Origin of the sequence: Streptomyces sp. NBC_00683, from assembly GCF_036226745.1 — a bacterium.
Taxonomy (GTDB): domain Bacteria; phylum Actinomycetota; class Actinomycetes; order Streptomycetales; family Streptomycetaceae; genus Streptomyces.
Genome location: NZ_CP109013.1, coordinates 1,751,993 through 1,774,800 on the forward strand (window position 1 = coordinate 1,751,993; position 22,808 = coordinate 1,774,800).

Consider the following 22,808-nt stretch of genomic DNA (forward strand, 5'->3'; position numbering starts at 1 on the left):
CGTACCCACCTTCCTCGCACCGGCGAGACCATCGACCACCCGGAGAGACGACCCGTGCCGAGCTACGACGACATCACCGACGCCTACCCGCTGACCAGGCTGCAGTCGGGAATGCTGTTCCACAGCCTCCTGGAGAAGGACACCCCCACCTACCACGACATCTCCACCATCCGGATCTCCGGCCGCTTCGACGAGAGCGCGCTGCGCGAGGTGCTGGCCGGGGTGATCGAACGCAACGACATCCTGCGGAGCAGCATCGACCTGGGCAGTTTCAGCACACCGATGCAGTTGGTCCACGCCGCCGTGCCGACCCCGCTCACCGTCGAGGACCTGCGCGGGCTGACCGGGGCCGAGCAGCTCCGGCGGAGTGAGGAGTGGACAGCGGCGGAGAAGTCCGCGGCGTTCGACCTCAGCGCCGCACCGCTGCTCAGGCTGCACGTCCAGGTCCTCGCCGACGACGCGTTCCAGCTGGGGCTGAGCTTCCACCACGCGATCCTGGACGGCTGGAGCCTCTCCCTGGTCACCTCCCAGCTGCTCACCGGATACGACGCCCGGCTGGCCGGCGAAGCGGCCCCGGCAGCGGCCCCGCTGACCAGGTTCCGGGACTACCTCGCGCTCGAGCAGGAGTCCCTGGCCGACCCGGAATCCCGCGGCTACTGGGCCAGGACGCTCGAGGACACCGACTTCACGGGCCTGCCCCGGCACGACGACCCCGGCCGTGCCCCGGTCCGGACCGCCCGGGTGCACGAGGTGCCGCTGCCCGCGGACCTGGCGCACGGCCTGCGTTCGGTCGCCGCCGAGGCCAGGGTGCCGGTGAAGGCCGTGATGTTCGCCGCCCACGCCCGGGTGCTCTCCCTGCTCTCCGGCCGCAGCCGGGTGGTCACCGGACGGGTCAGCAACGGCCGTCCGGAGACCGCCGACGGTGACCAGGTGGTCGGCCTGTTCCTCAACACGCTGCCGCTGGTGGCCGACCTGACCGGGGTCAGCTGGATCGGGCTCGCCCAGCAGATCCATCGCAGCGAGAGCGAGGCGCTGCCCCACCGCCGGTACCCCATGGCCCAGCTGCTGCAGGATCTGGCGCGGCCCGAGCTGTTCGAGACCGTGGTGGACCACCGCAGCTTCCGCAGCTACGACATGGCACTGGAGCACACCGCGGTCAGCGGCGGGGACTTCTTCGAGCAGACCAACTTCCCCTTCACCGCCAACTTCGGTACGGATCCCGCCGACGGCGCCGTCCGGCTGAGGATCAACTTCGACGAGGCGCAGTTCGCCGCGGAGCGGGCCGCCGAGTTCGGCGGGTACTACGCCCGTGCCCTCGCCGCCCTGGTCGCCGACCCGCACGCGCAGGCCGCTGCCGCCGATCTGCTCGGTTCGGAGCAGCGGGCGCGGCTGCTCCAGGTGCCCGCGGACCCGGAGGCCGCGGCCTGGGCGGACTCCACCCTCCCCGACCTGCTGGCCGCGCGGGGGCTCGCCGCTGCCGCGGACCCCGACGCCGTCGCGCTGCGCTTCGACGGGACCACTCTGACGTACGCCGAACTGCACGCCCGCTCCAACCGCCTGGCCTGGCAGCTGCGTTCGCACGGGGTCGGCCCGGACGTCCTGGTCGGCGTGCACCTCCCGCGCTCCGCCGAACTCGTCGTCAGCCTCCTGGCGGTGCTCAAGGCGGGCGGCGCCTATGTGCCGCTCGACCCCAACTACCCGGCCGACCGCCTCGCCTACATGCTCTCCGACGCCCGGGTGGCGGTGCTGCTCAGCGATCCCGGCCTGGTCGGCACCCTGGACCCGGCGGGTGCCGTGGTGCTGCCGGTGACGGCGGATCCGGCGCCCGGCTTTCCCGAGGACGAGCCCCCGCGCGACCTGGGGCCGCAGAACCTCGCCTATGTCATCTACACGTCCGGATCGACCGGCCGCCCCAAGGGCGTCCAGATCCCGCACGGGGCCCTGCTCAACCTGCTGCTCTCGTTCGAGCGGGAGCTGCGGATCACCGCCGAGGACCGCTGGCTCGCGGTGACTTCGCTGTCCTTCGACATCGCCGCGCTGGAGGTGTACCTGCCGCTGCTCGCGGGCGCGGAACTCGTGGTGGCGCCCGATATCGCGGTCGACGGGGCTCGGCTGCGGGCCTACCTGGAACAGGTGGGGCCGAGCATCGTCCAGGCCACACCGTCGAGTTGGCGGCTGCTGCTCGAGGCCGGGCTCGGAGTGGAACCGGGGCTGCGGGTCGTCTCGGGGGGCGAGGCGCTGCCGCAGGACCTCGCGGACGAGCTGGTCCGGCGCTTCCCCCAGGTGTGGAACGCCTACGGTCCGACCGAGACCACCATCTGGTCGAGTCTGCAGGAGGTGCGGCCCGGGCAGCCGGTCACACTGGGCGCCCCGATCGCCAACACCCGTCTGTACGTACTCGACGAGGTGCTCGGGGTGGTCCCCGACGGCATACCCGGCGACCTGCACATCGCGGGCGACGGCCTGGCCCGGGGCTACCTCGGGCGGACCGGCCTGACGGCCGACCGGTTCCTGCCCGACCCCTACGCCGAACGGCCCGGCGCGCGGATGTACCGGACGGGTGACGTGGTGCGCCGGCTCCCCTCCGGTGAGCTGGAGTTCCTGGGCCGCTCGGACCACCAGGTGAAGGTCCGCGGCTTCCGGATCGAACTCGGCGAGATCGAGTCCGTGCTCGGCCGGCACCCCGAGGTGGGCCGGGTGGTCGTGGTGGCCCGTGAGGACCAGCCCGGGGAACGGCGCCTGGTCGCCTACCTCACCCCCGACGGCGCAGCCCCCTCGACCGGGGAACTGCGCGACCTGGTGGCGGAGTCCCTGCCCGAGTACATGGTGCCGAGCGCGTTCGTGCTGCTGGAGTCGTTCCCGCTGACCCCCAACGGCAAGGTGGACCGCAGTGCCCTGCCCGTGCCGGACCGGGCGAACAGTACGGCCGGGGAGTTCGTCGCACCCCGCACCGACACCGAACGGGCGCTGGCCGCGATCTGGTCGGACATCCTCGGCGTGGAGAAGGTCGGGGCGACCGACTCCTTCCTCGGCCTCGGCGGCGACTCGATCTCGGCGCTGCGGGTGGTGATGCGACTGCCGGACATCACCGACACGGAGGTCCCCGTCGCCGCGCTGTTCGAGGGCGGCACCGTGGAGCGGATCGCCGAGATCATCGACGGCAGCCGCGCAGCCGCGGCCGCCACCCTGGTCACCCTGCGCTCGGCCGGATCCAAGCCGCCGCTGTTCTTCGTGCACCCGCTCGGCGGCAGTGTCTTCTGCTACTCCGACCTGGTCGAGGTGCTCGACCCCGACCAGCCGTTCTACGCGGTCCAGGCGCCCGAGTACGCGGGTCCCGAGACGCCCAGACCCGAGAGCATCGAGGAGATCGCGGCGCTCTACCTGTCGGAACTGCGGACCGTCCAGCCGGAGGGTCCGTATCACCTGGGCGGCTGGTGCATGGGCGGCATGGTCTCGTACGAGATGGCCCGTCAGCTCCAGGCCGGGGGCGAGGAGGTGGCCGCACTCACCATCGTCAGCGCAAGCATCGACGACCCGGTTCCGCCGCGCTACGCCACCTCCGAGGCGGCCGCGATCATCGGCGCGTTCGGGCACCGGCTGCCCACCACCGAGGAGGAACTGGAGCAGCTGGACGACGAGGCCCGGATCCGGCATGTGCTCCAGCTGACCCGGGGCACCGACGACGAGCGGGCCGACGCGTCCACCGCGGAGGACCTGCGCCGGCTGGTCCGGCTCTACCAGCGGCACGCCCGGGCCCTGCTGACCTACCGTGACACGCCCCGTGAGCCGTTCCGCGGGGACGCCCTGCTGATCCGGGCCGAGACCGAGCTGTTCACCGGCTGGGACTTCGGCTGGCGCGAGCGCGTCGACGGAACGCTGCTGATCGACGAGTCGCCCGGCACCCACTTCACGATGCTCGAGCAGCCGAACGTCAAGGAGGTGGCCTCCAGGATCGAGGCCGCCGCCGCGGGCGAGCCCCAGGGCTCACCGGTCCGCTGAGCCGGGCGACGCCTGTCGCCGTGGCCCGAGAGCCCCACTCCCATCCCATCCCGTCCCGTCCCCCACAAGGAGCAGTACATGTCCAGCGTCACCACCGAGCAGGAGACCGGTCCCGCGCCGCGTCGAAGCCTGTGGCGGAACACCGACTTCACCAAGCTCTGGATCGGCCAGACGGCCTCGCTGTTCGCGGCGCAGATCAGCACACTGGCCATTCCGCTGACCGCGGTCCTCGCCCTGTCCGCGACGTCGCAGCAGGTCGGTCTGCTGACCTCGGTGATCAACCTCCCCTATCTGCTGGTGTCGTTGTTCGCCGGGGTGCTGGTCGACCGGATCCGCCGGCGCAGCCTCATGATCAGCGCCGACCTGGGCCGCGCCGTGGTCCTGGCGGTGGTGCCGATCCTGTTCTGGCTGCACTGGCTGGGAATCGGCTGGCTCTACGTGCTGGGTTTCCTGGCGGGCTGCTGCACCGTCCTGTTCGACGTCGCCGGGCAGGCGTATCTGCCGCGGCTGGTCGACCGTGAGGACCTGAGCGCCGGGAACTCGCTGCTCGGCAGCAGCCAGTCGGCCGCGACGATCGGCGGACCGGCGCTGGGCGGTGTTCTGATCCAGTGGCTGAGCGCACCCGTCGCGGTCTGCGCCGCCTCGGTGTCGTACCTGGTCTCGGCACTGAACATATGGCTGATCCGGCACCGGGAGACCACCACCGAGGCGTCCGGGGCGACCGGGGCCGGCGGCACGCTGCGCCAGGTGAAGGACGGCCTGCGGGTGGTGTTCGGCAATGAGCAGCTGCGCGCCATGAGCCTGATGGCCTGTGTCTTCAACCTGTCGTTCACCGCTTTCGAGGTCGCCTACCTCCAGTACATGCCGCGCACCCTGGGGCTGTCGGCCTCCTCCATCGGATTTGTGCTGGCCGGCCTCGGCCCCGGCTTCCTGGTGGGCGCGCTCTTCGCGGGCAAGCTGCCCAAGCGGCTCGGCTACGGCCGCGCGCTGCTGCTGACCGGTGCCGTCGCCAACCTGGTGATGCCCGTGATCGCCGTGGTGCAGGGCAACGGCGTGGTCACCGTGGGCATCCTGGTCCTGGTCAACTTCCTCTTCGCCTCCTTCGGCACGGCCAACAACATCACCATGCTGACGATCCGTCAGGTCATCACCCCGGACAACCTGCAGGGCCGCGTCGCCGCGACCAACCGGTTCGTGGCCATGGGCGTGGCGCCGATCGGCGCGCTGATCGGCGGGGCGCTCGGCGCAGCCCTGGGGCTGCGCAGCACCGTCCTGGTCACCACGATCGGCCTGTGCCTGGCCCTCGTCCCGCTGGCGCTCTCCTCGCTCGCGCGGATCAAGTACGAACTGCCCGCGCCGATCACGGTGGAACCGGCCGACAAGCCGGAACCCGCTGCGTCCTGAGCACTCCCCCACCCGTCCGCACACTCACCAGAGAGGCGCCCGCCCCATGTCCGATCAGAAGGACCAGCAGGTGCACACCGTTGTCGTCAACGACCAGGAGCAGTACTCGGTCTGGCCCGTCCTGGTGCCCGTGCCGCAGGGCTGGCGGGAGACCGGCCGGCGCGGCACCCGCGCCGAGTGCCTGGAGCACATCGAGTCGGTCTGGACCGACCTCCGTCCCCTCAGCATCCGATAACCGAGGCAACGACCCATGGAATTCTCACTGTTCTACTTCGCGGACGGAGCGGCCGTCGCGCCGGGCGCAGGACGCTACGACCTGCTGCTCGAAGGAGCCCGCTTCGCCGACGAGCACGGCTTCGCCGCCGTCTGGACTCCCGAACGCCACTTCCACGAGTTCGGCGGCCTCTATCCGAACCCCGCGGTGACCGGGGCCGCCGTCGCCGCGGTCACCCGCAGGGTCGGGATCAGGGCCGGCAGCGTCGTGGTACCGCTGCACCACCCGGCGCGGATCGCCGAGGAGTGGGCCGTGGTCGACAACATCTCCGGCGGCCGGGCCGGGGTGTCGCTGGCCTCGGGCTGGAACGCGGTGGACTTCGCGCTCCGCCCCGAGGGCTACGCCGGCCGCAAGGACGCCGTCATCGAGGCCGTCGGGCAGCTCCGCTCGCTGTGGCGGGGGGAGCCGCTGGCCCTGAAGGACGGGGCCGGCAACGCGGCGGAGATACGGACCTTCCCCCCGCCGGTCCAGCGCGAACTGCCGGTCTGGGTGACCAGTGCCGGCGGCCCCGCCACCTTCCAGGCCGCCGGAACGGCGGGCGCCGGGGTGCTGACCCACCTCCTCGGCCAGGACTTCACCGAACTCGCCGAGAAGATCACGCTCTACCGCAAGGCCCTGGCCGAGCGGCCCGACCACGACGGATGGCCCGGGCATGTCGCGCTGATGCTGCACACGCACCTGGGCGACGACCCCGAGCAGGTTCGGGAGAACGTGCGGGAACCCTTCACGGCCTATCTGAAGAGCTCCTTCGGGCTGATCGCCCGTTCGGCGAGCAGCATCCTGAAGGGCTTCGACCCGGACCGGCTGCGGGAGTCGGACATCGACTTCCTGGTCCGCCGGTCCTTCGACACCTACTACTCCTCCAGCGGTCTGTTCGGCACGGTGGAGCAGGCCGGCGCGGTGGTCGAACAGGCCCGCGCCGCAGGGGTGGACGAACTGGCCTGCCTGATCGACTTCGGCATTCCGGCCGGGAAGGTGCTCGACGCGCTCGTCCCGCTGGACCGGCTGCGCAGCGCGACCACGAGGGACGGCACGGCATGAACGCACAGCCCGGCGCGCGCCGGGGCGGAGTCCTGCGCATCCTCAGGGACGCGGCGTACGACCACCTCGACCCGCAGCGCAGCTCCACCCTCCAGTCGGTGGCCATCGGCCATCTGCTGTTCCGTACCCTGACCATGTTCGCCGAGGACGGCTCGGGCGGACGCGTCCTGGTCGGCGACCTCGCCGAGACCCCCGGCCGCGACGTCCACGGCGACGGCCGGGTCTGGGAGTTCGTGCTCAGGCGGGGCGTCCGCTTCGAGGACGGCCGCGAAATCACCGCTGCGGACGTCGCCTACGGCATCGCCCGCTCCTTCGCCGAGGAGATCTCCGACGGACCCACGCACCTGCAGACCTGGCTCCGGGAGAACGGCGACTACGAAGGCCCGTACGCCGACGGCGGGGTGGAGGTGCCGGGGCTGCGCGTGCTGGACGAGCGCACCCTGCACTTCGCCTTCCGCGACCCCCACCCCGACCTGCCCTTCGCGGCCACGCTCAGCACGACCGCGCCGGTGCCGCGCGACCGGGACGAGGGAACCGGCTACGGCCTCCGCCCGGTCGCCTCCGGCCCCTACCGGATCGAGCAGCACCGCCCGGGCGAGCTGCTGGTCCTGGGCCGCAACCCGCACTGGGACCCGGCGACCGACCCGGTACGGCACGACCATCCGGACCAGGTGTACGTGGAGATGGGCATCGAGGCCGGGCCGCAGAACGAGCGAGTCAGGAAGGACAGCGGCGAGGACGCCTTCGCGGTCGCCGAGAACACCGCCCCGCAGGTCCTGGCCGACGAGCTGACCGCCGATCCGTCCCTGGCGGATCGGCTTCGACGGGACCCGACACCGCTGATCTGGTACCTCGCCGTCAACACCGCCCGGCTGTCGGACCTGCGGCTGCGCAAGGCCGTCGCCCACGCGGTCGACAAGGCCGCGGTGCGGGACGACATGGTGGGGCGGGGCCAGGGGCTGGTGGTGCACACCCTCCTGCCCTCCGCGACCGTCGGCCACCGTGACTACCCCGATCCGCACCCTCTCGACCCGGCCGCCGCACGCGCGCTGCTGGACGCCGCCGTGCGCGACGGTGCGACGCCCGAGTTGCGGATACTGCACCGGGAGGGCGAGTACTTCGCCGTGCCCGCTCGGGTCGTGGCGAAGAACCTGGACCGGATCGGCTTCCGCACCGAACTGGTCGAGATCGACCGGCCCTCGCACAACGCCGTGCTCAAGACCCGGGGACACGGCTACGACCTCGCCCTGATGTGCATGGCGGGCGACTGGCCGGGAGCGTCCACCCTGCTCGGCATGTTCGACGGCCGCACCATCGGTCCCACCGGCAACGACAACTTCGTCTACCTGGACGATCCCGAGGTCAACGCGGCGATCGCCCGCATCGGAGGGATCCCCGCGGAACGGGCGGCCGAGGCCTGGGCCGACCTGGACGAGCAACTGCTGCGCGACCACGCCCCGATGGTCCCGCTGTTCTCCTACATGCACGTAGCGCTGAGCGGATCCCGGGTGGGCGGCGTGTTCACGTCCTCGTACCTCGGCACTCCGGTCTACTACCGGGCCCACCTCAAGGGGGACCCGCGATGACCGCTGAGCAACGACTCACCCTGTACGACCGGTTCGCCCTCTCGGCCGAGCGCCACCCCGAGCGGACCGCACTGGAGGTCGACGGCCTGCGGATCCGGTACGGCGAACTCCATCGGCGGGCCGGGCGGGTGGCGGAGGACCTGCTGGCACTCCTCCGGGGCGAGCGGCCCCGGAGGGTCGGTGTGCTGGCCAACCGGAGCCCGGCCGCGTACCTCGGCTACCTGGCGGCGACCCGGCTGGGGAGCACGGTGGTGCCGCTGAGCCCGACCGCCGCCACCGAGCGGTCGGCCGCCATCGTGTCCCTGGCGCGGCTCGACGCGGTGGTGACCGACACGGCGGACCCGGGGCTGCTCCCCGTACCGGTCCTGCGGCTGGACCCGGAGCCGGCAGCTACGCCTGACGCATCATCACATTCCTTTGCCTCCGGGCCCGTACCTCATCCCGCGGGCGGTGACGACATCGCGTACATCGTCTTCACCTCGGGCTCCACCGGGACACCCAAGGGCGTGCCGGTACTCCAGCGCAATGTGTCGGCGATGCTCGACCACGCGATCCCTCGCTACGGGCTCGGCCCCGGCAGCCGGGTCTCGCAGTCCTTCGACCTCACCTTCGACCCGGCCGTCTGGGACATGTTCACCACCTGGGCCTCCGGTGCGACGCTGGTCGTACCGACCCGCAGCGAGCTGGTCCGGCCGGCCCGCTTCATCGCCCGGCGGGAGATCACCCACTGGTTCTCGGTGCCCTCCGTGATCACCTACGCCGCCCGGCTGCACGACCTCGCCCCGGAGGCCATGCCCAGCCTGCGCTGGAGCCTCTTCGGCGGGGAACGGCTCACCGTCGAGCAGGCCGCCGCCTGGCAACGGGCGGCGCCCGGGAGCATCATCGAGAACCTCTACGGACCTACGGAGACCACCGTCGCCTGCACGCAGTACCGGCTGCCCTCCCGGCCCGCCGAGTGGCCGCCCTCGGCCAACGGCAGTCTGCCCATCGGCACTCCCTACCCGCATCTGGAGCACCTGGTGCTGGACGAGCTGGGACACCCCGCCGACGAGGGCGAACTCTGTGTCAGGGGCTCGCAGCGCTTCCCCGGCTATCTCGATCCGGCAGACAACGCGGGCCGGTTCGTGGAATTCGACGGACAGCGGGCGTCGGTCCGCCACGATGTCTCACCGCCCGCACCGGAGCACTACTACCGGACCGGCGACCGGGTGGCGCGGGTCGACGGCGGGCTGCTCCACCTGGGCAGGATCGACCAGCAGGTGAAGATCCGCGGCCACCGGATCGAGCTGGCCGAGGTCGAGGCGGCGCTGCGGACGCTGCCTGACGTCGAGGAGGCCGTGGTGCTGGCCCTGTCCGATCCGCACGGTGAGTTGGGGCTGCACGCCCTGTACACGGGTGCGGAGCAGGATCCGGTGGCCCTCCGCAGTTCGCTCGGTCAGCGGCTGCCCGCACCCATGATCCCGCGCGCGATCAGCTTCCTGGCATCACTGCCGCTGAACGCCAACGGCAAGATCGACCGCAGGGCGCTGGCCGCCGGTCTCGAGAAGGAAGCAGTCCGATGACGGCACGTCTGGTCCTGGTGGGAGCGGCGCCGATGGCCGAGGGATACCTGACCGCCGCCCGGCAGCTCGGCATGGAGATCGGCCTGGTCGAGGCACCGGAACGCGCCCGTGCGCTCCGGTCCCGCTTCGACGACGTCATCATCGACACCGAGCAGGTCGACCCCGGGGCCGCCGGGCGTGACGACGGCTGGATGAAGCCGACCGCCGCGCTCACGGAACGGCTGCGCCCCGACGGCGTGCTCGCCTCCTCGGAGATCCACGTGCTGGCCGCGAGTCTGGTCCAGGAGCAGTACCGGCTGCCCGGTCCGGGGCTCGACGCGGCGGCGATCTCCCGGGACAAGTCCCAGCAGCGGTTCCGGTTCGCCGGCGCCGGCCTGGACCAGCCCGCCCACCTGAAGGTGCGCCACCTCTCCGAGGCGGGTGACTGGGCGTCCGCGCACTTCCCGGTGGTGGTGAAGCCGCTGAACCGGGCCGGCAGCGACGGTGTCGAGCGGATCGACGGAGCGGACCGGTGGGCCGATGCGGTGACCCGCCGCGAGTCCGAGGGCACGCTGCTCGTCGAGGAGTACGTCGAGGGGCAGGAGTACTCCTGGGAGGGCCTGGTGCAGGACGGGCGGGTGGTCTTCGGGAGCCTGACCTTCAAGGAGACCACCGGAGCCCCGTACTTCGTCGAACTGGCCCACCTGACCGGGCACGAGCGGACCGACCCGGTGCTCGGCCGGGCGGCGGACGCGCTCGGGCAGGCGGTGGCGCGGGCCGTGCGGATGGGTTCCGGCGTCATGTTCGTGGAGTTCCGGACCCGGGGCGACCGGCTGGTCATCATGGAGGTCGCGGTACGCGCCCCGGGCGACCACTGCATGGACGCGATATCGCTGGGCTACGGCTTCGACGTCTTCGCGGAAATACTGAAGCTCTCGACGGGCGCCGACCCCGACCTGGCGCACGGCCGCAGCCTTGAACGGTTCACCGGCAGCGGCTTCGTGGTGGCCGACCGCGACGGAACCCTGGAGTCGGCCCGCGAGCCGGAGTGGTCGGGGTGGCCCGGCGTCGCCCGTCACGGTGTCGACGCCGGGCCGGGTGATCCGGTGGGTCCGCCGCGTTCCTCGGCGGACCGGATCGCCTGGGCCCTGGTGGACTGCGCCGAGGCCCCGCAACGGCGGGCGCTGCTGGACCGGATCCGCGCGGTCCGCCCGTCGCTGTCACCCGTCGTTCCCCTCGACCTCCTCGACCCCCTCGATCGGAGGTAGAGCCGGACGTCTCAGCCGAGGAACTGGGTCGTGGCCCGGGGCACGTACGTGCCGTGGCCTGCGTGGCCCACGTACTTCCGCTGGTCGATGACGAGTTCGCCCCGGGACAGGACGGTCTCCACCTGGCCGGTGACGTGTTTGCCCTCGTAGGCCGAGTAGTCGACGTTCATGTGGTGGGTGTCTGCCGACATGACCTGCTCGGCCGCCGGGTCGTAGATCACGACGTCGGCGTCCGCGCCCGGGGCGATCGTGCCCTTCCGCCCGTACAGGCCGAACATCCGGGCCGGTGCGGCGCACGCGATCTCGATCCAGCGGCGGCGGGTGATACGGCCCTCGACGACGGCCTGATGGAGGAGGTCCATCCGGTTCTCCACCCCGGGGAGGCCGTTGGGGATCTTCGAGAAGTCGCCGCGGCCCAGCTCCTTCTGGCCGGTGAAGCAGAACGGGCAGTGGTCGGTCGAGACCACCTGGAGGTCGTTCGTGCGCAGGCCGCGCCACAGAGCCTCCTGGTGCTCGCGCGGGCGCAGCGGCGTGGAGCACACGTACTTCGCGCCCTGGAAGTCCGGCTCGGCGAGGTTGTCGGTGGACAGGAACAGGTACTGGGGGCACGTCTCGCCGAAGACCGGCAGCCCCTCGTCGCGGGCCCGGGTCACTTCGGCCAGGGCCTCCTGGGCCGAGACGTGCACCACGTACACCGGCGCTCCGGCCACCTGGCTGAGCCGGATCACCCGGTGCGTGGCCTCCGCCTCCAGGAGGGCCTTGCGCACCTCTCCGTGGTAGCGGGGGTCCGTCTCGCCGCGTGCGAGGGCCTGCTGGACCAGGACGTCGATGGCGAGCCCGTTCTCGGCGTGCATCATGATCAGGCCGCTGTTGGATGCGGCCTGCTGCATCGCCCGCAGGATCTGGCCGTCGTCGCTGTAGAAGACCCCGGGGTAGGCGGTGAAGAGCTTGAACGAGGTGATTCCTTCCGCGACGAGAAGGTCCATCTCCCGCAGGGACGACTCGTTCACGTCCGACATGATCATGTGGAACGCGTAGTCGATCGCGCACCGGCCGTCGGCCTTCGCGTACCAGGTGTCCAGACCCTCGCGCAGGGCACGGCCCACGCTCTGCACGGCGAAGTCGACGATGGTCGTTGTGCCGCCCCAGGCCGCCGCGCGGGTGCCTGTCTCGAAGGTGTCGGAGGCGGCGGTGCCGCCGAACGGCAGCTCCATGTGCGTGTGCGCGTCGACACCGCCCGGGATCACGTACTTGTGGGACGCGTCGATGACCCGGTCGGCGCTCCACTCCTGGGTTCCCGCGGAAGCGAGGGCCGCGATCCGGCCGCCTTCGATCAGTACGTCGGCGTGGATCTCTTCTGCGGCCGTGATGACGAGGCCGCCGGTGATCAGTGTGCGAGTCATTCTTCGCGCCTCCCTGGACCGGGCGTCGGACGGCACCGGCCCGTCGGTCGATGTGGTCGTCGAGCTGTCTGTCGAGTCGAACCGGGCGTCTGTGTCCGCGCCTCCGCCGGTCCGCTCCGCGTCACGCGGACGGCCGGGAGACGCGCTGCCCGCCGGGCGCCGGAGCGCTCCGGCGCCCGGCGGGCAGGGGTCAGGTCGCCGCTTGCAGGGCGTCGGCCAGGATCGCGGCGCCCTCCTCGGCCTCGGCGACGGTGAGCGACAGGGGCGGTGCGATCCGCAGGACGCTGGTGCTGTGACCGCCGCCCTTCCCGATGAGCAGTCCGCCCGCGCGGGCCGCTTCGAGCACGGCCGCCGCGGCCTCCGGATCCGCCTCGTCGGTGCCGGGTCTCACCAGTTCGATGCCGATCATGAGGCCCCTTCCCCGCACCTCGCGCACGGCCGGGCAGCCCGCACCGACCGCCCGGATCCGCTCGATGAGCAGCCCGCCGACCCGGCGGGCGTTGCCCTGGAGGTCGTGTTCCAGGTGGTACGAGAGGTTGGCCAGGCCCGCCGCCATGGTGACCGGAGAGCCGCCGAACGTCGAAATGGAGTTGGCGTCCAGGCAGTTCATGACCTCGGCGCGGGCGACGACTCCGCCGATGGACATGCCGTTGCCGATGCCCTTGGCGAAGGTCAGGATGTCCGGCGGCCCGTTCTCGGCATGCGCCTGCCAGCCCCAGAAGTGGTCACCGGTCCGTCCCCAGCCGGTCTGCACCTCGTCGGAGATCCACAGGATGCCGTGCCGGTCGAGGACCTCGCGGAAGGCCGCGTACAGCCCGTCGGGCGGCGCGGTGAATCCGCCCACGCCCTGGATGGGCTCGGCGATCAGCGCCGCGGCCTCCCTGGTGTGCCCGAGCAGATCCTCCAGATCGGCCACGCACGCCTTGATGAACCGGTCGTCGCTCAGCTCCGCGTACGGTCCGCGGGTCCGGACGCCGCCGTGGACGTACAGCGTCTGGAGCGGTGACAGACTCGTGGGCGACCAGGCCTGGTTGCCGGTGATGGACACCGCCGAGAACGACCTGCCGTGGTAGCTGTTGCGCATCGCCAGGATCTGGTTCGACCTGCGGTACGCGGTGGCGAGCAGCAGGGCGGTGTCGTTGGCCTCGGTTCCCGAGGTGGTGAAGAAGACCCGGGCGTCGGGGATGCCGGAGAGCGTGGCGATCCGCTCGGCGAGCTCCACCATCGGCCGGTTGAGGTAGAGCGTGGAGGAGTGGATGATCCGGCCGGCCTGCTCGGTGACGGCCTTGGTCACCTCGGGCAGGGCGTGCGCGGTCATCGTGGTGAGGATGCCGCCGAAGAAGTCGAGGTAGCGGTTCCCGTCCGCGTCCCAGACGTGGCGCCCCTCGCCGTGGGTGATCTCCAGGGGCTTCCGGTAGTAGAGGGCGAGCCAGTCGGGGCTGACGGCCAGGTGCCGCTCGTGCAGTCCGGTCACGGCTCCACCAGCCCGTCGTACGCGTCCGGCCGGCGGTCCCGGTAGAACGCCCACTGCTGCCGGACCTCGTCGATGAGGCCGAAGTCGAGGTCGCGTACGAGGAGTTCCTCCGCCTTGTCGCTGGCGACCTCGCCGACGAACTGGCCGCGCGGGTCGACGAAGTAGCTCGTGCCGTAGAAGTCGTTGTCGCCGTACTCCTCCTGGCCGACGCGGTTGATCGCGGCGATGAAGTACTCGTTGGCGACGGCGGATGCGGGCTGTTCCAGCTGCCACAGGTAGCTGGAGAGGCCGCGCGAGGTGGCCGACGGGTTGTATACCAACTGAGCACCGTTCAGTCCGAGTTGGCGCCAGCCCTCGGGGAAGTGCCGGTCGTAGCAGATGTAGACGCCGACCCTGCCGACGGCGGTGTCGAAGACCGGCCAGCCGGCGTTCCCGGGCTTGAAGTAGTACTTCTCCCAGAAGCCCTTGACCTGCGGGATGTGGTGCTTGCGGTACTTGCCGAGGTACGAGCCGTCGGCATCGATCACCGCCGCGGTGTTGTAGTAGAAACCGGACTGTTCGAGCTCGAAGACCGGCACGACGATCACCATGCCCGTCTCCCGGGCCAGATCCTGCATCCGGCGGACGGTCGGCCCGTCCGGGACGGCTTCCGCCCAGCGGTAGTGCTCGGGCTCCTGCACCTGGCAGAAGTACGGGGCGTTGAACACCTCCTGGAAGCCGATGATCTTCGCGCCCTGCCGGGCTGCCTCGCGAGCATGGTCCTCATGCTTGGCGATCATGGATTCGGTATCGCCGGTCCAGGTCGCCTGGACAAGTGCGGCGCGTACGACGTGGGACATGAGCTGCTCCTTCGACGCGGCGTCAGAGAGCCTCTACGCGTTTTCTACGCCCGTAGACACGATGCATAGGAGGAGAACGTAAGCCCCGTCACACAACGGGGCAAGACCATCGCCGTGAACCGGCGGAGTCGATCATGTTTCACACCCGAGCGGTCCACACCGCTTCCGGCGGCGGCCGGTCCAGTGCGCGCAGGGTCCCGTACGCGGCCTGGACGAACGGCGCGAGCGGTGTGGGGGCCGAGTTCGTCCACGCGACGAGTCCGGTACCCGAGCCGGGGAGGAAGCCCGCGAACGCGGTGAAACCCCGGGTCCCCCCGGAGTGGTGGAGCAGTGCTCCGTCCGGGCGCGGCGTCCGGGTCGAGCAGCGCGGCGAGGACGCCGAGCAGGTCCCGGGCGCTGGACCGCACCGCGCCGGCGGCCGCCAGTCCGGGCATCAGCAGGGCCGGACGCGCCCTGCCGTGCCAATGTCCGGTGGCCTGGGGCCGGTTGGAGTCCCAGTCGGTGCCTGCCAGCCCGAGGGGATCGGTGACGCGCTCGGCCAGCATTGCGGCGTAGGCGCCCCCGGCGCCGCCCGCCGCACGGGCGAGCACGTGGCCCAGCAGGCCACCGGCGAAGTTGGAGTAGTGGACCCGGGAGCCGGGCCAGTACCGGAGCCGTCACCGCGGAGGGCCGCCACCGCTGCACCCGGCCCCTTGGCCGCCGCCGGCAGGGGCTGGAGGCGGCAGGCCTGTGGCGGTTCGGTCACCGCGGCCCCGCAGCCCGGGCGAGTGCGACGGATCCGGGATTGATCACGGCCCGATCCGCGCTAGGCGGGCTGCGGGGCGGGCGTTTCCGGAGCGGCCGCGACGTTGCGGGTCTCGCGCATGATCAGCAGACCGTTGACCACCATCAGTGTCGCGGTCAGGCAGTGGACGCCGAGCGCGGTGGCCACGGAGCCGTGGTGGGCCAGGACGTTGGCCATGTCGCCGTACGCGGCGAGTGCTTCCACCAGCAGCACCCAGCCCAGCGCCCGGCGGCGACCTGTCACCAGCAGGATGCCCAGTACCAGGGCCAGGACGACGTCGCGGATTCCCTTGATGATCAGGAAGCCGTCGCCGTCGCCGGACGGCCAGCTCGGCAGGCCGTAGCCCGGCGCCGTCGTCTCCGGGCTCAGGATGTACTCCGTTCCGAACCAGAGGATGAAGAGGATGAAGGCGGCGGCCAGGACGGTGTTGATCTTCTTCAGCGACATTGTTCTTCTCCATGCGAGTCTTCGTCGGCTTGGTGAGCTTCGTGGAGCTTGCCGAGTCGTGTGGGGCCTGATCAGGCCGCATGGACGCGGCCGGTCGAGGGGCGCAGCTTGCTGCGAGCGCAGTTACCTCTGACATCTAGCGTTGCTAGCTGACGAGGCAACGCTAGTACTAACGCCGCTTGATTGTCTAGCGGTGCTAGAATCGAGTCATGTCGGTACAGGAACGCAAGGAGCGCGAACGGGCGGAGCGCGAGCGCCTCATCGTGGCGACAGCCCGCGAACTCGCTGAGCAGCAGGGCTGGGACGCAGTCACCACGCGTCGGCTCGCCGAGCGCATCGAATACAGCCAGCCCGTCCTCTACAGCCACTTCCGCGGCAAGCGCGAGATCATCGGCGCCGTCGCCCTGGAGGGCGCCGCCGAGATGGCCACGGCGCTGCGGGCCGCGACCTCCAGAGCGAACAGCCCGCGCGAGCGGGTCGCCGCCCTCGCCCGCGCCTACCTGGTCTTCGCCGAGCACAACCCGGCGGTCTACGAGGCCTTGTTCCAGCTCGACGGCGGCCTGCCGTACGCGCGGGAGGACACCCCCGAGCCGCTGAAGGACGCCTTCGCCGCCCTGCTCGAGTGCCTCGCCGAGGTCGCCGGCGACGGCGTCCACCCGGGGCTGTTCACCGAGGTGTTCTGGGCGGCTCTGCACGGCCTGGCGACCCTGACCCGAGCGGGCCGTCTGCTGCCCGAGGACGCTGAGCCGAGGGTGGAGCTGTTGGTGGACCGGCTCGCCATGCTCTGACACACCGTCCCGGCGTGCACGCAGCCGGGGCCCCGCTGCTGCCTGCCTGCGGCAACACTTCCGGCCACCCGCACCCACACTGCGATGCTCATTGATCACGACCCGATACACGCCCCAGGAGCGGGCGCCTTTACCAGCGGTACAGGGGCGGGCCCGGGTGCGGTCTACGGTGCGGCGATGCCCGCCACCCGCAGGGCGTGCACCAGGTCCCACTCCCGCGCCGCGGACACCTCGCGGGCGGCGGCCAGCAGTTGGGGGACGAGGTGGCTCGGCCCGCCCTCGGCGATCAGCGCCGCGTCCTGTGCCGTCCGTACACGCACGAAGGCGCCCAGCAGGGCCCGCGCCTCGGGTTCCAGGCCGGCCCGGTCGAGGGCGACCACGGCGTCGGCGATCTCGGCAGCGGGCCGGGCCACGCCCTGCCGGAGCAGTTGCCCACAGTCCTCGGCGCGGCCTGCCGAGGCCAACGCGCCTGCCGCTGCGGCGAGTTCCGCGGGCGGCAGGGAGGACACCTCCCACAGCAGGGTGCCCCAGTCGGCGGCCAGACCGGCCCGGTGCAGGGCTACGGCGAGTACCGGCAGATGCCCGGCCGGCCAGGCCGCCGCCTCGCAGAGCACCACGTGCGCCTCGCCGCTGCGGCCCTCCGCGCGCAGCCGTACGAGCAGTGCGACGGCGTCGTCGGCGGCGCGGCGGGCGGCCGGGTCGGGGGCGGCCTGCGGTGCCGGCGCGGTCGCGCTCTCCGCGGGAGCACCGCCGAAGCGGGCGCCGCGCGGTACGGCGGTGGCCTGTGTGGGCTCGGGCAGCACGGGGACGACGGACGGGGCGGGGGCCGCCTCCGTGTCGTCCTCCAGCTCCAGGCCGGCGAAACGGGCTCCGCGCGGCTTCTTGCGCTTGGGCACGGGCCGCGCCTCCGGACCGGGGCCGGAGTCCTGGGCCCGCGTCCCGGACGGGCGGCGGGGTTCCGGGACCCGGTGCGTACTCCCGGCGTGTTCCGGTTCCGGTGTGCGCCCGTCCCCGTCCGCACGGAACCAGGTGTCCGGCACGGTGCTCTCCACGGCGGCCAGCCGGCTGCGGAGTTCCGCGCAGCGGGCCGTGGCGCGGGCATGGTCGTCGCGCGCCCAGGCCAGGGCGTCGGGCTCCACACTCGATGCGTGCGCCCCGTCACCCCCGGCGGCCCTCAACCGCTGGGCGGCATGGGTCTGTTCCCGGAGCATGAGCCCCAGACGGTCGACGAGGGCCTGCCGTCCGCCCGGTCGCCGGTCGTGCGCACCGGCGGAAGCTGTGTACAGCGCGGCGGCCCGTACGGATTCCTGCGCGGCGACTTCGTTGCCGCGTGCCGCCGCGAGGTCCTGGAGGAGCGATTCGACGACGTCCCAGGGGGGCACCTCCACGCCGTCGAAGCAGGCACGCATGCCCTCGGGATCGCGCGCGCAGAAGACTCCGTACCAGCCCTGCCCCGGATCGAGCAGGGCCGCAAGATCTCGTAGGTACTGTGCGAACTTCCTTATGTCCCACGCATGTTGATGCACTGTCACCGTCGCCCTCACCGGCTGCCGACTGGAACATTCCAGTCCGCTGGCATTCGACCGCAGGCGTGTTACAGGCGGGCTACGCGCGCTTTTCGGGCGTGGTGCGTCCGGAGTGCGGAACGGGCCGCGCACGCCCCTCAGAAGGTGACGGCGATCCCGGTGTGGGGGCGCTTGCCGAGCCGTACGACCATGGCGGGCCAGTCCAGGATCCAGAACTTCCAGGTGTACTTGCGGGCAAGCACCTTGCGCACCCCCGCCATCTCCGTCCCGTCGAGCAGCCGCGCGGTCCCTTCGGCGCTCGGCGCGCCCTCGGCGATCCGGCCGCGGACGTCGCACACGGTGACGACGACCCGGGGGTCGTTGCGCAGCCGCTTGACCTTCCACGAATCGCTTCGCGTCCAGACGTACAGGACATCGCCGTCCGCCGCGGCCCAGACGGGCGTGGCGACGGGCGTGCCGTCCTTCCGGTACGTGGTCAGGCTGACGTACTCGCTGCGGGCGAAGTCCTGGAGAGTCACGGGCGTGACCCTACTCCGCCCTACGCCGTGAGCGGCAGCGCCCCCGGTGCGGGCAGCACCCCGGGGAGCGGTCCGGACGCGGGTACCGGCCGCGGTCCGGCCACCGGTTCCGGCTCGGGTCCGCACCGCGCCAGCACGTCGTCCATCGACAGGCCGAGGACGCCCGCCACCGCCGCCACGGTGAAGAAGGCGGGGGTGGGGGCCCGGCCCGTCTCGATCTTGCGGAGCGTCTCGGCGGAGATTCCGGCGCTCGCGGCGACCGCGACCATGCTGCGTCCGCCGCGCGCCTCACGCAGCAGCTCGCCGAGCCGCTCGCCGCGGCGGCGCTCTTCCGGGGTCAGGGGTGTCCGTACCATGCCGTCATTGTAATACCGCTTCGACCGGTATAGTAATTGGCATGGTTCAGCTCAAGACAGACACACATATCGAAGCCATGCGTGAGGCCGGCCGGGTCGTCGCGCAGGTGCTCACTTCCGTACAGAAGGCGGCCGCGGTCGGCGTATCGCTGCGCGAGCTCGACGGGACCGCGCGCGAGATCCTGCGGGATGCGGGCGCCACCTCGCCGTTCTTCAACTACCGGCCGCACTTCGCTCCCACCCCGTTCCCCGCGGTGATCTGCGCGTCCGTCAACGACGCGATCGTGCACGGCATCCCGAACGACTACCGGCTCCGCGACGGCGATCTGGTGAGCATCGACGCGGGCGCGACCCTGAACGGCTGGGTCGGCGACTCGGCGGTCAGCTTCACCGTCGGCCGTGCCCGCCCCGCGGACACCCGGCTGATCGACACGGCCTTCGCGGCCCTGGACGCCGGCATCTCGGCGGCGCGCGTCGGCAACCGGATCGGCGACATCGCCCACGCGATCGGCACGGTGTGCCGGGACGCCGGCTACGGAATCATGGAGGACTTCGGCGGCCACGGTGTGGGCCGCACGATGCACGAGGACCCGTCCGTGCCGAACGAGGGGCCGGCCGGCCGCGGCATGCCGCTGCGGCACGGGATGGTCATCGCCATCGAACCGATGCTGATCGGCAGCGGCCGCGACGACTTCCGTCCGGACCCGGACGGCTGGACCCTCCGTACGACCGACGGCAGCCGGGCGGCCCACACCGAGCACACGGTGGCCATCACGGACAGCGGCCCCCGGATCCTGACGGCGCTCTGAGCGTCGGCCTGCCGCAGGACCGCGAGCCGGGCCTCGGCATCAGGCCCCGTCGGCAACGAACTTGCGGGCCAGCTCCCGGCCGGCGGTGACGGCGGCCTCGTGGCTCTCGATCGGCGACACCCTGGAGTCCTTGAACAGGATGTAGGTGACGCCGGACGCGGTACCGCCGGACTTCGGGTCGGGATCGATGCCGAGCGCCTGCGCGGCGGCGTACGACGCCTCGCCGATGATCCCGGTGGGACCGGTGTCCCCGACGACGGCGTACTGGACCTTTCCGCGGTAGATGACGGCGGCCACGCCACCGCCCGCGATCCCGGACTCGGTGTGGTTCCAGAGCGGCCCGGGGCCGGGCACGACCACGTACGGCAGCCGGGCGGAGTCCAGGGGCTTGCCGCCCGAGGTCTGGAACGCCGTGGCGGGCAGGAAGGAGGGGTCCGTCTTCCTGCTGCACGCAGCGGTGACCCGGCCGTCGCAGTCGATATCCATGTCCGCCTCCCAGAACACGGCTCCCTTCGTCCCGCACACCGGGACCTTCGCCGGCCCGCCCTGGTCCATTCGGTACTTCCCGTGCGAGACCGGGGTGCAGGTCTTCACCCGGGCCAGCAGGTCTGCAGCGCTCACCGGGTCCGCCCCGGTCTCCCCGCCGCCGGCGACCGCGGGGAGAGCTGCGGCCGGAAGGGCCGCGGCGGCGAGCAGAGCCGCGCCTGAGACGACGGAGAGAACGAGCATTCGTGTACGCACCGTGGGGATGCCCTTTCACTGGACGCGAAGGACCCCGGCGGGCCCTTCCTTGCCGACGCGGCCGGGACAGGCCCGGCCGGGTCACGCCTCGGGGCCGGTACGACGCTGCTGAGCGCGTCGCACCGGCCCCGAGGGCTCTGCTACTGCCGATCGGTCATGATCGTCCGCTCGGATGCACCACCATGGCCGAGCCGCCGCCCCGCCGCACCTTTTCCGCGGCCGCGAGCCACCGTCCGTCGGGCAGCCGCTGGACACCCGTGGCCGCTCCGATCTCCGGGTTGAGCCTGAAGACGTGACCGAGCGCTTCCAGCTCCCCGCGCACCTTGCTGTCCCACAGCCCGGGTTCGATCTCGGTCGTGGCCGAGTTGCGCTGACTGGCACGGGGCGCGGCGATCGCTTCGACGAGCGGCAGCCCGCGGTCCACGTGCCCGGTCAGCGACTGCAGCACGGTGGTGATGATCGTCGCACCGCCCGGCGACCCCAGGGCCAGTACGGGCTTGCCGTGCTCCAGCACGATGGTCGGCGAGATCGACGACCGCGGGCGCTTGCCCGGACCGGGAAGGTTCGGGTCGTGGACCGCCGGGTTGGCGGGCGCGAAGGAGAAGTCCGTCAGCTCGTTGTTGAGCAGGAAGCCGCGCCCCGGCACGGTGATGCCGCTGCCGCCCGTCGACTCGATGGTCAGCGTGTACGCCACGACGTTGCCCCACTTGTCGGCGGCGGTCAGATGCGTCGTGTTCTCGCCCTCGAACGTCGTCGGTGCCGCGGTGCCTCCGGCGGCGCACGGGACGGGGTGGCGTGGATCGCCCGGCGCGAGCGGGCTGGTGAGCACGGCGTCGTCCTTGATCAGGCACTCGCGCGAGTCCGCGAAGCGCTGGCTGAGCAACTCCCGTGTCGGCACGTCCTCGAACGCGGGGTCGCCGAGCCAGCGTCCCCGGTCGGCGAAGGCGATCCTGCTCGCCTCGATGAGCCGGTGCAGGTACTGCACCTCGCTCGCCTTCGAGAGGTCGGTCGACTCGAGGATGTTGAGCGCCTCGCCCACGCTCGTACCACCGGACGAGGAGGGCGCGATGCCGTAGACGTCGAGGCCGCGGTAGCCGACCTTGGTGGGGGCCTGGCGCAGGGCACGGTAGGACTTCAGGTCCTCGGCCGTCAGATCCCCCGGACGGACCACGCGGGTGGCGGCCGGGTCGACGGGAGGTTTGCGTACCGTCTCCACGATGTCCTCGGCCAGCCCGCCGCGGTACAGCTCGTCGATGCCCTCGCGGCCCAACGTCTCGTACGTACGGGCGAGATCGGGGTTCTTGAAGACCGATCCGACCACGGGCAGCTGCCCCTCGGGCAGGAAGAGCTCCGCGGACGCGGGGAAGTCGGCGAACCGCGCCTGGTTCCCCGCGGTCTGTGAGCGGAAGGTGCCGTCCACGACGAATCCGTCGCGGGCGAGCCGCTCGGCCGGCTTCAGCAGCTGCCGCAGCGGCTTGCTGCCCCAGGCGTCCAGGGCCTTCTCCCAGGTGGCCGGGGTGCCGGGGGTACCGACTCCGAGGCCGCTGGTGACGGCGTCGTTGAACGGGATCGGCTGCCCGTTCTCCAGGAAGAGCGAGGAGTCCGCGCTGCGCGGCGCGGTCTCACGGCCGTCGATGGTCTGCACGGTGCGCTTCTCGGCGTCGTACAGGACGAAGTAGCCTCCGCCTCCGATGCCCGCCGAGTAGGGCTCGGTGACACCCAGCGCCGCCGCGGTCGCCACGGCCGCGTCCACCGCGTTGCCCCCCTTGCGGAGCACCTCGATCCCGGCCGCCGAGGCGTCCGCGTCGACGCTCGCCACCGCTCCCCCGTATCCGACCGCAACCGGTGACTTGGGTGGTGGTCCGGACGGCTCCGAAGCCGCCGGGGCCGCGGCACCGATCGAACCGATGACAGCGATCACGCTCAAGAACGACACATTCCGGCCGACGGAACGACGCATCCGTACCTCCAGTGAAGGATCGTCCGCGCAGGGTAACGCCGCCCCGCCCG

General features: G+C 71.7%; 19 protein-coding genes. 9 read left to right on the forward strand and 10 right to left on the reverse strand.

Annotated elements, in window-relative coordinates; all coding sequences use genetic code 11:
- Positions 1-54: 54 nt before the first annotated feature.
- The 7 genes from OG257_RS07690 to OG257_RS07720 all read left to right on the forward strand — a co-directional run bounded on the left by OG257_RS07690 (position 55) and on the right by OG257_RS07720 (position 11,113).
- Positions 55-3,999, forward strand: a complete 3,945-nt coding sequence (locus OG257_RS07690; RefSeq protein ID WP_329205927.1) for a non-ribosomal peptide synthetase — start codon at positions 55-57, stop codon at positions 3,997-3,999.
- A gap of 78 nt (positions 4,000-4,077) precedes the next feature.
- Positions 4,078-5,403, forward strand: coding sequence for an MFS transporter (locus OG257_RS07695; protein WP_329205928.1), 1,326 nt, complete (start codon positions 4,078-4,080; stop codon positions 5,401-5,403).
- A gap of 46 nt (positions 5,404-5,449) precedes the next feature.
- Positions 5,450-5,638: an MbtH family protein gene (locus tag OG257_RS07700; protein ID WP_329205930.1), complete on the forward strand. Its 189-nt coding sequence runs from the start codon at positions 5,450-5,452 to the stop codon at positions 5,636-5,638.
- A 15-nt stretch (positions 5,639-5,653) separates the two neighbouring features.
- Positions 5,654-6,718 carry a MupA/Atu3671 family FMN-dependent luciferase-like monooxygenase gene (locus OG257_RS07705; RefSeq protein ID WP_329205932.1) on the forward strand — a complete coding sequence of 355 codons (1,065 nt, stop codon included), beginning with the start codon at positions 5,654-5,656 and terminating at the stop codon, positions 6,716-6,718.
- On the forward strand, positions 6,715-8,304 hold the full coding sequence (locus tag OG257_RS07710) for an ABC transporter substrate-binding protein (RefSeq protein WP_329205934.1): 1,590 nt from the start codon (positions 6,715-6,717) through the stop codon (positions 8,302-8,304). Before OG257_RS07705 ends, OG257_RS07710 begins: the two co-directional genes overlap by 4 nt.
- Entirely contained in the window at positions 8,301-9,866 is a 1,566-nt protein-coding gene (locus OG257_RS07715) for an amino acid adenylation domain-containing protein (protein ID WP_329205935.1), read from the forward strand. The genes OG257_RS07710 and OG257_RS07715 overlap by 4 nt, the downstream gene beginning before the upstream one ends.
- Complete coding sequence (locus OG257_RS07720; RefSeq protein ID WP_329205937.1) at positions 9,863-11,113, forward strand: ATP-grasp domain-containing protein; 1,251 nt, start codon at positions 9,863-9,865, stop codon at positions 11,111-11,113. Before OG257_RS07715 ends, OG257_RS07720 begins: the two co-directional genes overlap by 4 nt.
- 11 nt (positions 11,114-11,124) lie before the next feature.
- Here the strand turns inward: OG257_RS07720 and hydA are convergent, their stop codons facing one another.
- The 5 genes from hydA to OG257_RS07740 form a co-directional block, all read right to left on the reverse strand.
- The gene (gene hydA / locus OG257_RS07725) at positions 11,125-12,516 is read right to left on the reverse strand and encodes a dihydropyrimidinase (RefSeq protein WP_329205939.1); all 1,392 of its coding nucleotides are present in this window, start codon (positions 12,514-12,516) and stop codon (positions 11,125-11,127) included.
- A 190-nt stretch (positions 12,517-12,706) separates the two neighbouring features.
- The gene (locus OG257_RS07730; RefSeq protein ID WP_329205941.1) at positions 12,707-13,990 is read right to left on the reverse strand and encodes an aspartate aminotransferase family protein; all 1,284 of its coding nucleotides are present in this window, start codon (positions 13,988-13,990) and stop codon (positions 12,707-12,709) included.
- Positions 13,987-14,829 (reverse strand): nitrilase-related carbon-nitrogen hydrolase, encoded by an 843-nt coding sequence (locus OG257_RS07735; protein WP_329205942.1) that lies wholly within the window; start codon positions 14,827-14,829, stop codon positions 13,987-13,989. The genes OG257_RS07730 and OG257_RS07735 overlap by 4 nt, the downstream gene beginning before the upstream one ends.
- A 44-nt stretch (positions 14,830-14,873) precedes the next feature.
- Positions 14,874-15,431 carry a serine hydrolase gene (locus OG257_RS37220; protein WP_443054555.1) on the reverse strand — a complete coding sequence of 186 codons (558 nt, stop codon included), beginning with the start codon at positions 15,429-15,431 and terminating at the stop codon, positions 14,874-14,876.
- A gap of 203 nt (positions 15,432-15,634) precedes the next feature.
- The gene (locus tag OG257_RS07740; RefSeq protein ID WP_329205944.1) at positions 15,635-16,060 is read right to left on the reverse strand and encodes a DUF4267 domain-containing protein; all 426 of its coding nucleotides are present in this window, start codon (positions 16,058-16,060) and stop codon (positions 15,635-15,637) included.
- A gap of 209 nt (positions 16,061-16,269) precedes the next feature.
- Here OG257_RS07740 and OG257_RS07745 point away from each other — a divergent pair, with 209 nt between their 5' ends.
- Entirely contained in the window at positions 16,270-16,848 is a 579-nt protein-coding gene (locus OG257_RS07745; RefSeq protein ID WP_329205946.1) for a TetR/AcrR family transcriptional regulator, read from the forward strand.
- A 164-nt stretch (positions 16,849-17,012) separates the two neighbouring features.
- Here the strand turns inward: OG257_RS07745 and OG257_RS07750 are convergent, their stop codons facing one another.
- The 3 genes from OG257_RS07750 to OG257_RS07760 form a co-directional block, all read right to left on the reverse strand.
- The gene (locus OG257_RS07750) at positions 17,013-18,380 is read right to left on the reverse strand and encodes a hypothetical protein (RefSeq protein ID WP_329205948.1); all 1,368 of its coding nucleotides are present in this window, start codon (positions 18,378-18,380) and stop codon (positions 17,013-17,015) included.
- A gap of 131 nt (positions 18,381-18,511) precedes the next feature.
- The gene (locus tag OG257_RS07755; RefSeq protein ID WP_329205950.1) at positions 18,512-18,892 is read right to left on the reverse strand and encodes a PPOX class F420-dependent oxidoreductase; all 381 of its coding nucleotides are present in this window, start codon (positions 18,890-18,892) and stop codon (positions 18,512-18,514) included.
- Positions 18,893-18,912: 20 nt separating this feature from the next.
- Entirely contained in the window at positions 18,913-19,248 is a 336-nt protein-coding gene (locus OG257_RS07760; RefSeq protein WP_329205952.1) for a helix-turn-helix domain-containing protein, read from the reverse strand.
- Between the two features lie 41 nt (positions 19,249-19,289).
- Here OG257_RS07760 and map point away from each other — a divergent pair, with 41 nt between their 5' ends.
- On the forward strand, positions 19,290-20,057 hold the full coding sequence (gene map / locus OG257_RS07765) for a type I methionyl aminopeptidase (protein ID WP_329205954.1): 768 nt from the start codon (positions 19,290-19,292) through the stop codon (positions 20,055-20,057).
- A gap of 39 nt (positions 20,058-20,096) precedes the next feature.
- Here the strand turns inward: map and OG257_RS07770 are convergent, their stop codons facing one another.
- Positions 20,097-20,798 carry a glycoside hydrolase family 75 protein gene (locus OG257_RS07770; protein WP_443054325.1) on the reverse strand — a complete coding sequence of 234 codons (702 nt, stop codon included), beginning with the start codon at positions 20,796-20,798 and terminating at the stop codon, positions 20,097-20,099.
- Between the two features lie 154 nt (positions 20,799-20,952).
- Entirely contained in the window at positions 20,953-22,758 is a 1,806-nt protein-coding gene (gene ggt / locus OG257_RS07775; protein WP_329205957.1) for a gamma-glutamyltransferase, read from the reverse strand.
- Positions 22,759-22,808: the final 50 nt, after the last annotated feature.

Coding starts and splice junctions, on each gene's coding strand:
- OG257_RS07705 (WP_329205932.1), top strand. CDS start 5,654: ATGGAATTCTCACTGTTCTACTTCGCGGACGGAGCGGCCGTCGCGCCG.
- OG257_RS07695 (WP_329205928.1), top strand. CDS start 4,078: ATGTCCAGCGTCACCACCGAGCAGGAGACCGGTCCCGCGCCGCGTCGA.
- OG257_RS07700 (WP_329205930.1), top strand. CDS start 5,450: ATGTCCGATCAGAAGGACCAGCAGGTGCACACCGTTGTCGTCAACGAC.
- ggt (WP_329205957.1), bottom strand. CDS start 22,758: ATGCGTCGTTCCGTCGGCCGGAATGTGTCGTTCTTGAGCGTGATCGCT.
- OG257_RS07735 (WP_329205942.1), bottom strand. CDS start 14,829: ATGTCCCACGTCGTACGCGCCGCACTTGTCCAGGCGACCTGGACCGGC.
- hydA (WP_329205939.1), bottom strand. CDS start 12,516: ATGACTCGCACACTGATCACCGGCGGCCTCGTCATCACGGCCGCAGAA.
- OG257_RS07745 (WP_329205946.1), top strand. CDS start 16,270: ATGTCGGTACAGGAACGCAAGGAGCGCGAACGGGCGGAGCGCGAGCGC.
- OG257_RS07715 (WP_329205935.1), top strand. CDS start 8,301: ATGACCGCTGAGCAACGACTCACCCTGTACGACCGGTTCGCCCTCTCG.
- OG257_RS07710 (WP_329205934.1), top strand. CDS start 6,715: ATGAACGCACAGCCCGGCGCGCGCCGGGGCGGAGTCCTGCGCATCCTC.
- OG257_RS07720 (WP_329205937.1), top strand. CDS start 9,863: ATGACGGCACGTCTGGTCCTGGTGGGAGCGGCGCCGATGGCCGAGGGA.
- map (WP_329205954.1), top strand. CDS start 19,290: ATGGTTCAGCTCAAGACAGACACACATATCGAAGCCATGCGTGAGGCC.
- OG257_RS07740 (WP_329205944.1), bottom strand. CDS start 16,060: ATGTCGCTGAAGAAGATCAACACCGTCCTGGCCGCCGCCTTCATCCTC.
- OG257_RS07760 (WP_329205952.1), bottom strand. CDS start 19,248: ATGGTACGGACACCCCTGACCCCGGAAGAGCGCCGCCGCGGCGAGCGG.